The sequence below is a fragment of the Agromyces sp. NDB4Y10 genome, assembly GCF_001620055.1.
Lineage (GTDB): Bacteria > Actinomycetota > Actinomycetes > Actinomycetales > Microbacteriaceae > Agromyces > Agromyces indicus.
This window is the reverse complement of sequence record NZ_LQGY01000014.1, coordinates 284672-295976: the sequence shown is the minus strand read 5'-3', so window position 1 is coordinate 295976 and position 11305 is coordinate 284672. Positions and strand designations below refer to the sequence as shown.

The following is an 11305-nucleotide window of genomic DNA, read 5'->3' as shown; positions in this document are numbered from 1 at the left end:
CGCGGCCGCCGCCGCCGCGGGCGCCGCGGTCGCGGGCCTCGCCGCGGGCGCGGGCGCCGAGGTGCTCATCGTCGCGATCGGCGTGGTGTGGATCGCCTCGGGCGCGATGCTGCTCGCCTACCCGAAGGGCGCACCGGCGATCGACGGCTCCGCCGTATCCGGCGCTACTGCGCCACGTTCGTGAAGACCACCGACTCGTACTGGAACGACGGCGCGGTCTGCATGGTCAGCGACGCGGCATCCGCGACCGACCACGCCTCGCGCCACGTGATCGACTCGCCCGGCAGGATCGCCGTCGTCGGGGGGATGCCGACCTGGCCGCCCTCGGCGCCGACGTCGAAGATCCGGGTCGCCTCGGTGCCGCCCGACGACAGCGTCGACAGCACGACGGGCTGCACGTTCTCGGTCGAGTCGTTCGTGATCGTGAGGGTGAACACGAGGTCCTCGGCCTGGTCGGCACCGGCCGACAGGTCGGAGGGCGTGTACGGCTCAGGCTCGGAGACCGTCATCGAGACGCCGTCGTCCCAGATCATCGTGTCGCCGAACGCGAGGCCGTCGACGGTGCCGGCGTCGGGTGCCTCGCCCTCGTCCTGCGTCGGGACGGGCGTGCCGAACTCCTCCTCGAGCTCGCGCTCGATCTGGTCCTGGATGACGCCGGAGTCGGCGATCTGCCCGAGCACGCCGACCGTGACGAACGCGAACACGAGCGCGCCGACGATCCCGCCGAGCACCGACACGACGAGGCCCGTGATCGCCGGCCACTTGCGCCCCTCGAGGAACAGGGCGACGAGCGAGAGCACGAAGGCGATCGGCAGCACGATCCAGGCGACGACCTGCACGAACGGAATGCAGGCGAGGATGAAGCCCACCACCGCGAGGGCGAGGGCGACGATGCCGAGGACGTTGACCTTCCGCGGCTCGGTCCCGGGCCCACCGGCGGGACCGCCGGGGGCGCCGGCGGCGCCGTACGGCGCGTACGGGTCGGCCGCGCCGGCGCCGCCGGCCGCACCCGCCCCCGCACCGGCGCCGACGGCGCCCGGCGCGATGGAGTACGGGGTGGTCGCGGCGTACGGGTCGGTCGAGCGCTGGGTCTCATACGGCAGCGTCGCCGACTGGTCCGCCGCGGCGTTCCCCGCCGCGCCCGGGTCGTAGGCGCCCGCGCTCGCGAGCGGCGCGGTGTGCTCGGTCCACTGCGTGCCGTCCCAGTAGCGACGCTGTCCGCGGCCGTCGTCGTACCAGCCGGCGGGAGGGTTCGTGGCATCCGTCATGCGCGCGATCCTCCCACCGCCCGGGCGGTGCGGTGGGGCCGAAAGGCCCTCGTGCAGCGGATGCCGCGGCATCCGCTCGACCGCGTCGGCATGCCCGGCGTTCCGACGTCTTCGGAATCCCCGGGCCGAACGGCCCAGCCGGACCCCCGGTCGGGCAGTAGCATCGAGGCGCCCGACCGGGCGCGACGAAGCGGAGGAACCATGGCCGGCGCAGCACACAGCACGCAAGGGGCCCCCGCGACGCTCCACGACGTGGCGCGCGAGGCCGGCGTCTCCCTCGCCACCGCCTCGCGATCGCTCAACGGCAGCACCCGCAAGGTCAACGAGGAGTACCGGCAGCGCGTGCTCACGGCGGCCGCGAAGCTCAACTACTCCCCGAACCTGTCGGCCCAGGCGGTCGCTCGCGGCACCACGACGACCGTCGCCCTGCTCGTCGCCGACATCGCCGACCCGATCTTCTCGCAGATCGCCGCGGGCGTCGTTCGCGAGGCCGACCGCGAACGGCTCATCGTGACCGTGGCGGCCACCGACCGCGACCCGGAGCGCGAGCTCGAACTGGTGCGCACCATGCGCGGCCAGCGACCGCGCGTGCTGATCCTGGCCGCCTCGCGCCGCGAGGACGACCCGCACAACGCGGCGCTCGAGGCCGAGCTGCGCGCCTACGAGGCCAACGGCGGGCGCGTCGCGTTCGTCAGCGCGACCGACCTCGACTTCCGCACCGTCCGGGTCGACAACCGCATCGGCGCCGAGGCGCTGGCACGTGAGCTCACCGGCCTCGGCTACCGCCGGTTCGCGGCGATCACGGGCGCCGAGGGCATCCGCACGGCCGACGAGCGCCTCGCCGGCTTCCGCGCCGGGCTCGAGGCGGGCGGCGGGACGCTCGAGCGCGTGGTGCGTCACGACTTCACCCGCGACGGCGGCTACGAGGGCATGCGCCGGCTGATCGAGCAGGGGCTCGACGGCATCGAGCTCGTCTTCGCCGCGAACGACGTCATGGCGGTCGGCGCGATGTCGGCCGTGCGCGATGCGGGGCTCACCCCCGGCACGGATGTCGCGGTCGCCGGGTTCGACGACGTGCCCATCGTGCGCGAGCTGACGCCCCCGCTCACGACGGTACGCACCCCGCTCGAGGAGGTCGGCCGCCGCGCCCTCCGCCTCGCGCTCGGCATCGCCACCGAGGAGGACGAGGCGCCCGTCCGGACGGAGGTCGTGCTGCGCGCGTCGACGCCGCGTCGCGCATCGACGCGTGACGCCGAGCAGGTGCCGACCGCCTGACGACGTCACCGGTGCCGAGCCGCGTGCCGGTGCCGAGCCGCGTGCCGGTGCCGAGCCGCGTGTCAAGGAAGGGTCGTTGCGCCTCGATCGATGCGATCATTCGTGGACACTCGCGTTCCCGATCGCCACTGAGAGAGCCATGACGCAGACCGCCCGCATCACCGTCCACCCGTCCTTCGTCGTCGGCGAGATCGACCGGCGCCTCTTCGGCTCGTTCGTCGAGCACCTCGGCCGGGCGGTGTACACCGGCGTCTTCGAGCCCGGCCACCCGACGGCCGATGCCGACGGCTTCCGCCGGGACGTCATCGACCTCACCCGTGAGCTCGGCACGAGCGTCGTGCGCTACCCGGGCGGCAACTTCGTCTCGAACTACTTCTGGGAGGACGGCGTCGGCCCGGTCGACGAGCGCCCCACCCGCATCGACCTCGCGTGGCGCACCATCGAGCCGAACACGTTCGGCACCGACGAGTTCATGCGGTGGGCCCGCACGGCGGGCGTCGAGCCGATGCTGGCCGTGAACCTCGGCACGAGGGGGGCGGATGCCGCGGCGAACCTGGTCGAGTACTGCAACGTCCCGGGCGGCACGACGTGGAGCGATCGGCGTCGCGCGAACGGCGCGGAGGAGCCCTACGGCGTGAGGCTCTGGTGCCTCGGCAACGAGATGGACGGCCCGTGGCAGATCGGCCACAAGACCGCCGAGGAGTACGGCCGGCTCGCCAGCCAGGCCGCGCAGGCGATGCGCCGCGTCGACCCGACGATCGAGTTCGTGGTGTGCGGGTCCTCGGGCCGCGAGATCGCGACCTTCGGGGAGTGGGAGCGCGTCGTGCTCGAGCACACCTTCGACGACGTCGACTACATCTCGGTGCACGCCTACTACCAGGAGCGCGACGGCGACCGCGCGTCGTTCCTCGGCTCGGCGGCGTCGTTCGAGGCGTTCCTGCGCGAGGTGATCGCGACGGCCGACGCCGTCGCCGGGCGTCGCCACTCCGACAAGCGCATCCGGCTCTCCGTGGACGAGTGGAACGTCTGGTACGTCGACGAGTTCGCCGGCGAGGAGCACCTCGACCTGCGCGAGCAGCCGCGACTCATCGAGGACGTCTACTCCGCCCTCGACGCCGTCGTCTCGGGCGACCTGCTCGCGACGCTCGTCCGCAACGCCGATCGGGTCGCGGTCGCGTGCGTCGCGCAGCTCGTCAACGTGATCGCGCCCATGCTCACCGAGCCCGGCGGCGAGGCGTGGAAGCAGACCACGTTCCACCCGATCGCGCTCACCGCAGCGCACGCGCGCGGCGTCGCGCTCGACGCGCGCATCGAGGGGCCGTCGCTCGCGACCGCGAAGCACGGCGACGTGTCCGGCGTCTCCGGCACCGTCACGTGGGATGCCGGGTCCGGTTCGCTCGTGGCGCTGCTCGTGAACCGCACCGCCGAGCCGGTCGAGGCCCGCGTCGAGCACCTCGGATTCGCCGACGTGGCCCTCGCCGAGGCATCCGTGATCGTCGCCGACGACAACGTGCGCGGGGCGTCGTCGACGGATGCCGCGGCCGATCTCGCCGCGCGCGGCGCCGCCGCCGCACCGCAGCCGCTCGAGGGCGTCACGACCGACGGCGAGGTCTCGACGGTGGTGTTGCCCGCCGAGTCGTGGTCGCTCGTACGGTTCACGGCTCGAGTCGCCTGACGTTCCGCCCGCCCGGTCCCGGCTCGATAGTCTGGATCGATGGCGTTCGAACCCCGCTCGATCCCGATCGACCCCGATGCGAAGGCGGCCCTCGCCCACCGGGGCCTCGAGTACCGCCTCATCGATCCCGGCGACACCGCCGCGCTCGACGCGTGGATCGACGCCGACCACCGCGGGTTCCACCACGCGCGACCGCGCGACGTCGGGCGGGAGTACGACCGGGCCGTCATGTCGGAGCGGCGCGTGCACGGCGTCTACGACGCCGGCATCGCCGAGCCCGACGTGCCCGTCGCGACGGTCTCGAGCTGGCCCGCCGGGCTCAGCGTCCCGGGCGGGCGCAGCGTCGACGGCTGGGCCGTGAGCTCGGTCACCGTCTCCCCCACGCATCGGCGCCGGGGCATCGCCCGGGCGCTGATGGAGGCGGAACTCGCCACCGCCAAGCGCGCGGGCGCGGCGGTCGCGATGCTGACCGTGACCGAGGCCACGATCTACGGGCGGTACGGGTACGCGCCGGCGGCGAAGTCCGCCACGGTCGAGGTGGACCGCCGCCGCGCCCGGTGGACCGGCCCCGACGCACCGGGCCGGGTGCACTTCGTCGAGCCGTCGAGCCTGCGCGACCAAACCGCCGCGATCTCACGACGCGCCGTCGCGCGCACCCCGGGCGAGATCGATCGCTGGCCGGGCGCACTCGACCGCATGCTCGGCCTCGTCGATCCCGAGTCCGACTCGTCGCGGTCGCTCCGCGCCCTCCGCTACGACGACCAGCACGGGCAGCCGCAGGGCTTCGCGACGTTCCGCGTCACGCGCGAACCGAACCAGCCCGGGTGGGCCGAGTTCGACGTGCTCGCCGCCGCGACCGACGACGCCGAGCGCGCGCTCTGGCGCGTGCTCGTGGAGCAGGACTTCGTCGCCGGCGTGCGCGGCCTGCTGCGCTCGGTCGACGAACCGCTCGAGTGGATGCTCGAGGACCCGCGCGCCGTCACCGTGCGCGACGTCGCCGACCACCTCTGGGTGCGCATCATCGACCCGGCCGCCGCCCTCACCGCACGCCGGTACGGTGCCGCGGGCGAGCTCGTGCTCGACATCGACGACCCGCTCGGCTACGCCTCCGGGCGCTACACGCTCCTCGCCTCGGCCGACGGCAAGGCCGTCGTGCACGTGCCGCGGGGCGACGCCGCGGCCCCGGAGCCGGCGGCGCCGCAGCGCGAACGCGCCCGCGCACGCGCGGCCGGCGAATCCGGCGGGCGGGCCGCGCGTGCCGCCGAGCCGCGGTCGATCCGGCTCGACGTGCGCGACCTCGCGTCGATCTACCTCGGCGGCGTACGGCCGTCGGTGCTCGCGCGGGCGGGTCGCATCACCGAGGCGTCACGCGGGGCGATCGAACTGGCCGAGCGCATGTTCGCCTCGGCGCGCACGCCGCACCTCAGCATCTGGTTCTGACCCCTACGCGGCGTCCTGCCGCGGGAACACGACCTTCTCGACGACGATGATGAGCGAGGCGGCGACGGGGATCGCCACGAGCGCGCCGAGGACCCCGCCGAGCGTGCCGCCCGCGACCGCCGCGATGACGACGAGCGCCCCGGGCACGGAGACCGCGCGGCTCATGATGCGCGGGCTCAGCACGTACGCCTCGACCTGCATGTAGATCAGGTAGTAGATCGCCGCGGCGATGCCCGTCTCGGGCGAGGCGGTGAGGCTCACGAGCGTGATGATCACCGCACCGGTGAGGGTACCGACGAGCGGTACGAGCGAGCAGAGGAAGGCGACGAACGCGAGCAGGAACGGCGCGGGCGCGCCGATGATCGACAGGAACACGAGGCTGAGCACGCCGTTCACCGACGCGAGGCTGATCTGGCCGATGACGTACCGGCCGACTGATCCGGTGATCTCCTCGGAGACCTCGGTGAAGCCGTTGCGCGAGGACGCCGGGACGAACCGCGCGGCATAGCGCTTCATGGAGTCGAGCGAGGCCAGGAAGAACAGGGTCAGGATCAGCACGATCGTCGCGCCGGTGAGCCCGCCGAGGATCCCGGCGCCGACGGCGAGCAGGCCGCCCGTGAGGTTGGCGATGTTGCCCGGGTCGCCGAGCCAGGCGCCCACCGAGGCGATGCCGTCCTCGATCCACGACGAGCCGCCGGCGAGGCCGCCGATCCAAGCGACGAGGTCGCTGTCCCGGACATCCTCGACGATCTGGTCCCAGTTCTGGACGATCTCGGTGACCTGGGCGACCACGAGCGGCACCGCGGTGGCGATGATCGCGACGAAGGCGCCGATCACCACGACGACCACGAGGAGGATCGACAGCCACCGCGGCATCCCGCGGCGCTGCAGCCAGCTGACCATCGGGTCGAGGCCGAGCGCGAGGAACAGGGCGAGCGCGATGTAGAGGATGACGGTGCTGAGCTGGGTGATGATCCCGCCGAGGAACAGCGCGAGCAGCACGCCGAGGGCCCCGACGAAACCCATCCGGAAGGCCCGCACGCGGACCTCGGGCGTGCCGGGGGGCGCCTCGGCGGTGAGCTCGGCGTGTACGGGCGCCTCGGGCTGCCGGACCACTCCGGCGACACGTCTCCACATGCCAGTGAACCTACGCGCGCGCGGAGGGCCGCGCCGATCGGCACGCCGCCGACGCGCGCGACGACCCGATCAGCCGAACGCTCCGGACGCGGCGGCGAGCCCGACGGCGATCGCCACGACCATGCCCGTGACGCCGACGGCGAGGCCGCCCACGGCGAGCAGCAGGCGGTTGCGCGAGGTCTGTTCGGCCTCGTCGCCCATGCGCACCCACGAGGGCGCGCGTCCCTTGCGCATGGCGCTCTCGGCGAGCATGATGCGGATGATGTCGCGCATCGTGCTCGCGACGTCGTGGGCCGTCGGGCGGACCGCGGGGTCGTCGGCCGTCATCGCGGCGAGCAGCGCCCGCCACTCGGGCGTGAGGTCCTCGGGGATCTCGGGCGACCGGTGGAGGCGCGCGAGCGCGGCCTCGATGGGCGTGCCCAGGTACTCCCGCTCGCCCTTGAGCGACTCGAGCAGCACGAGGCCGAGCGAGTAGATGTCGGTCGCGGGCGTGACCTCTTCGCCGCGCGCCTGCTCGGGCGAGATGTAGGCGGCGGTGCCCATGATCGTGCCGTGGCCGGTGAGCCGGGTGCCGTCGACGAACTGCGCGACGCCGAAGTCGGCGAGCCGGGTGAGCAGCGTGTAGCCGAAGGTCGGCACCTCGCTCACGAGGATGTTCTCGGGCTTGATGTCGCGGTGGATGACGCCCTGCCCGTGCACGTAGCTCAGCACGTCGGCGACCTGCGCGCCGATGTCGGCGACCTGGCGGGGCTTCAGCGGACCGTCGGCGAGCTGGTGCGCGAGTGAGAGTCCCTCGACGAGCTCCATGACGATGTAGCGCCGCTCGACTCCCGCGTGGATCAGGGTGCCCGCGTCGTAGACCGGGACGAGCCCGACGTGCGTGAGTCCGCTGAGGAGGTGGATCTCGCGTTCGCGGCGCTGCCGGTCGGCGACCGTCTCGTCGCTCTCGCGGAACAGCTTGATGGCGACATGCCGTCCGAGTTCGTTGTCGCGGGCGCGGTAGACGTCGGCCATGCCGCCCGAGCCGATGTGCTCGAGGAACTCGTACCGCGGGGTGGAGTGGTCCTCGGCGCCGTAGGGCGCGGCCTGCGCCGCGTACTCCTCGGCGGCCGTCGGGATCGGCGTCTGCGTGGGCGCCGGCACGTACGGCATCGCGCGGGGATCCGTGCGGCGGGAGGGGTCCGTCTGGAGCGACGGGTCCATCCGGGATCCATGCTCACCGCGGAGGGTGGGATCGGTTCGGACACCGACGCCGTCGATTCCTCGCGGCCCGGCGTGGCGCGGCTGACCAGGGGGTGACGCCTCGCTCATTGCGGCCTCTTCTCTTCGGCCTGCTGGGGACCGATTCCACGCCGGCGATGGTCTCGAGGCGTGTAGCTAGTTTATCTAGCTAGTTTTATTGTGGAACGACACTTCACTAGATTCTTCCGAAATCGGATACACGGGGCAAACCTGTCCGAGCGGGCTTGACTCCCGGGAACCGGTGTGCCTCGGCGAAGTGCCGTCAGGAGGCGGAGCGGGCGCTCTCGATGGGCGAGACGGTGGCGCCGGACTCGGGCTCGCGGGGCACCTCGACGGTGGCCTGCTCGCTCACGCTGTCGACGGCGTCGCGCATGCGCTCGAGGAAGTAGAGCACCGTGCCGGCCTGCTCGGCCTCGAGCCCTTCGGCCACCTCGATCATGCGGCGGTGCATCTCGCCGAGCGTCGCGCGGACCTCGTCGTCGCTCGCGATGGTGGGCGCGATGACCAGCGCACGCCGGTCGGTGGGATGGGGCCGTCGCTCGACGTGCCCCGAGCGGACGAGCCGGTCGATGAGGACGGTCGTCGAGGCCGAGGAGATGCCGAGGTGCGCGGCCAGGTCCTTGGGGCTCACGGTACGGCCCTCCCCCTCGCGCTTGAGGAGGAACCGGATGGCGAGCAGGTCGGTCTCGCCCATCCGCATCGCGGATCGGGTCCGACGGCGCATGGCGGCCTCGGCGGCGCGGTAGTCGCGCAGTGCATTCAGGACGGCCACGCCCCGGCGCGTCCGATCGTCGGAATACCAGTACCCCGAAGATCGCTCGTCAGCCATTCTTCAAGCCTACACGAACTCGCTACTAGACAGTCTAGGGATCACACCGGCGGCCCGGTGTGGTCAGAACGAGCGCTCGTACTCCCACGGCAGCCCGCGCATGACCAGGCGGTGCCGGGGGCCGTCATCCCCCGCCGCCTCGCCCGCGAACGCGGCGTCCTCGCGCCAGTAGAGCACCCGTCGGTCCTCGCCGAACCGGCCGACGTAGACCTGCTCACCGCCCTCGCGCAGCCCCGCGAGCACCGAGTCGACGGATGCCGCACCGCGGAGCCCGTGCAGCGTGACCCACGTCGGCGGGTACAGCGTCATCGTGCCCGCAGCGTGCCGGTCGAGCGCCGCCTCGGGCCGCAGCCACGCGGCGGCCACGAGCTCGTCGGCGGCGAGCACGTGCTCGCCCTCCGGGGCGCGCGCGGCGAAGAAGCGGGTCCGCAGCCGCTTGGGCACGCCCTCCGGCGGGCTCCACAGCGCGAACCCCACGAGCTCGTCGGGGTCGAGGCGGAGCCCGACCTCCTCGAGGGTCTCGCGGACGGCGGCGCGCCGTGCGGCGGGCTCGGAGTCGATCGGGTCGCCCGCGGCATCCGCTTCGTCGACCGCCCCGCCGGGGAACACCCACGCGCCCGCGAACGAGCCGCGATCGCTCGGCCGCTCGGCCAGCAGCACCTCGACGCCCTCGACGCCGTCACGGAGCAGCACGACGGTGGCGGCGGAGGCATCCATGCCGGCCAGCCTAACCCCGCGGGTACACTGCCGAGCGTGCCCGACACCGCCGACGCCACGCAGCCCGCCGACGCCCGACCGCCCGTCGAGGCGACGCTCGTCCGGGCGCCCAACCCGGGTCCGATGACGCTCGACGGCACCAACTCGTGGGTGCTCCGGGGCCCGCATGCGCGCGGGGCCGTCGTGGTCGATCCGGGGCCGACGGATGCCGCGCACCTGGAGCGCCTCGCCGAGGGCGGCGTCGAGCTCGTGCTCATCACCCACCGCCACCCGGACCACACCGAGGCGGTCGACGCGTTCGCCGAGCTCACCGGCGCGCCCGTCCGGGCGATGTCCGACGAGTGGTGCCGGGGCGCCGAACCGCTCGTCGACGGCGAGCGCCTCACGGCCGGCGGCGTCGACCTCGAGGTGCTCGCGACGCCCGGCCACACGGCCGACTCCGCGTGCTTCGCGCTGCGCAGCGGCGACGCACCCGAGCCCGTGGCGGTCCTCACCGGCGACACCGTCCTCGGCCGTGGCACGACGATCATCGCCCACCCCGACGGAGCGCTCGGCCCCTATCTCGACGCCCTCCGTCGGCTCCGCGCGATCGGCGCGGCCGGCGGCCCCGTCACGGTCCTCCCCGGGCACGGCCCGGTCCTGCCCGACCTCGCCGCGATCTGCGACGCGTACCTCGCGCACCGCGCCGAGCGACTCGACCAGGTCCGCGACGCCCTCGCCCGCCTGGGCGCCGAGGCGTCCGCCGAGGCCGTCACCGACCTCGTGTACGGCGACGTCGACGCGGGCGTGCGCTTCGCCGCCGAGGCATCCGTTCGCGCGCAGCTGGCGTACCTGCGCGACGAATGAGCGAGGGGCGGATGCCACGCGGCATCCGCCCCTCGGGAACTGCTCGGCCCGATCAGCGATCGACCGGCTGGACCTCCTTGACGGTGCCGGTGTCGTCGACGTACTGCTGGTGCAGGTGCACGGGCTCGGTCGCGGCGGCCGCGGCGCGCTTGCGCTTGCGGGCGGCGGCGGCGAGGTTCAGCGCCTCGACGAAGATCGCGAACGCCATCGGCATGTAGATGAGCGCCTTGTCGATCTTGAAGCCGAAGCCGTCGGCGATGAGGAACACGCCGATGAGCAGCAGGAACGACAGCGCCAGCATCTTCACCGTCGGGTGCTTGTTGACGAACGCGAAGATGTAGCGCGCCGCGACGAGCATGATGCCGAACGACAGCACCACCACGGTGATGATCACGATCATGTTCTCGGTCATGCCCACCGCGGTGATGACCGAGTCGAGCGAGAAGACGATGTCGAGCACGAGGATCTGCGCGATGACGGCGCCGAACGTCGCGGTGCCCGCGCCGGTGGTGTGCTCCTCGGCCCCCTCGAGCTTGTGGTGGATCTCGGTGACCGCCTTGTAGACGAGGAAGAGGCCGCCCGCGATGAGGATCAGGTCGCGACCCGAGAAGCCCATGCCGAAGAGGGTGAACAGCTCCTCCTTCAGCGAGATGACCCAGCCGGCGGCGAACACCAGGCCGACGCGCATGAGCATCGCCAGGGTGAGGCCGAGGTTGCGGGCCTTCGCCTGCTGCTCGACGGGCAGCTTGGCGGCGAGGATCGAGATGAAGATGACGTTGTCGACGCCGAGCACGACCTCGAGCACGAACAGGGTGAGGAACACGGCCAGCAGATCCGGCGTGAACTCGAGTGAGAAGTCCATGGCGGACATTCTCA

Annotated in this window: 11 protein-coding genes; 5 read left to right on the top strand and 6 right to left on the bottom strand. The window is 72.9% G+C overall.

Translation table 11 applies throughout. The annotated features are described in order from the left end of the window. The coding region (locus tag AVP42_RS16595) for a hypothetical protein (RefSeq protein ID WP_197466949.1) at nt 1-184 on the top strand (184 nt) is incomplete at its 5' end. Here AVP42_RS16595 and AVP42_RS16840 read toward each other — a convergent pair. Then, nucleotides 165-1268: a DUF2510 domain-containing protein gene (locus tag AVP42_RS16840; RefSeq protein WP_067946461.1), complete on the bottom strand. Its 1104-nt coding sequence runs from the start codon at nt 1266-1268 to the stop codon at nt 165-167. The two genes, AVP42_RS16595 and AVP42_RS16840, sit on opposite strands and share 20 nt — an antisense overlap. A gap of 252 nt (nt 1269-1520) precedes the next feature. Between AVP42_RS16840 and AVP42_RS04435 the strand changes: the two genes are divergently transcribed. From AVP42_RS04435 to AVP42_RS04425, 3 genes are all read left to right on the top strand, one after another. Next, the gene (locus tag AVP42_RS04435) at nt 1521-2543 is read left to right on the top strand and encodes a LacI family DNA-binding transcriptional regulator (protein WP_231878538.1); all 1023 of its coding nucleotides are present in this window, start codon (nt 1521-1523) and stop codon (nt 2541-2543) included. A 139-nt stretch (nt 2544-2682) separates the two neighbouring features. Then, nucleotides 2683-4218: an alpha-N-arabinofuranosidase gene (locus tag AVP42_RS04430; protein WP_067946457.1), complete on the top strand. Its 1536-nt coding sequence runs from the start codon at nt 2683-2685 to the stop codon at nt 4216-4218. Nucleotides 4219-4257: 39 nt separating this feature from the next. After that, on the top strand, nt 4258-5658 hold the full coding sequence (locus AVP42_RS04425; protein WP_067946455.1) for a GNAT family N-acetyltransferase: 1401 nt from the start codon (nt 4258-4260) through the stop codon (nt 5656-5658). 3 nt (nt 5659-5661) lie between these two features. Here AVP42_RS04425 and AVP42_RS04420 read toward each other — a convergent pair whose 3' ends face one another. The 4 genes from AVP42_RS04420 to AVP42_RS04405 all read right to left on the bottom strand — a co-directional run bounded on the left by AVP42_RS04420 (nt 5662) and on the right by AVP42_RS04405 (nt 9583). Then, nucleotides 5662-6795, bottom strand: coding sequence for an AI-2E family transporter (locus AVP42_RS04420; RefSeq protein WP_082846987.1), 1134 nt, complete (start codon nt 6793-6795; stop codon nt 5662-5664). A gap of 69 nt (nt 6796-6864) precedes the next feature. Then, the gene (locus AVP42_RS04415; RefSeq protein WP_067946453.1) at nt 6865-7998 is read right to left on the bottom strand and encodes a serine/threonine-protein kinase; all 1134 of its coding nucleotides are present in this window, start codon (nt 7996-7998) and stop codon (nt 6865-6867) included. Nucleotides 7999-8299: 301 nt separating this feature from the next. Continuing rightward, nucleotides 8300-8866 (bottom strand): MarR family winged helix-turn-helix transcriptional regulator, encoded by a 567-nt coding sequence (locus AVP42_RS04410; RefSeq protein ID WP_067946452.1) that lies wholly within the window; start codon nt 8864-8866, stop codon nt 8300-8302. A gap of 63 nt (nt 8867-8929) precedes the next feature. Continuing rightward, nucleotides 8930-9583, bottom strand: coding sequence for an NUDIX domain-containing protein (locus AVP42_RS04405; RefSeq protein WP_067946449.1), 654 nt, complete (start codon nt 9581-9583; stop codon nt 8930-8932). A gap of 36 nt (nt 9584-9619) precedes the next feature. On the opposite strand from AVP42_RS04405, the gene AVP42_RS04400 reads away from it, so the two are divergent. Then, nucleotides 9620-10429 carry an MBL fold metallo-hydrolase gene (locus tag AVP42_RS04400; protein WP_067946447.1) on the top strand — a complete coding sequence of 270 codons (810 nt, stop codon included), beginning with the start codon at nt 9620-9622 and terminating at the stop codon, nt 10427-10429. 52 nt (nt 10430-10481) lie between these two features. On the opposite strand, the gene AVP42_RS04395 is transcribed toward AVP42_RS04400, so the two are convergent. After that, nucleotides 10482-11291 carry a TerC family protein gene (locus tag AVP42_RS04395; protein ID WP_067946445.1) on the bottom strand — a complete coding sequence of 270 codons (810 nt, stop codon included), beginning with the start codon at nt 11289-11291 and terminating at the stop codon, nt 10482-10484. Nucleotides 11292-11305 lie beyond the last annotated feature (14 nt).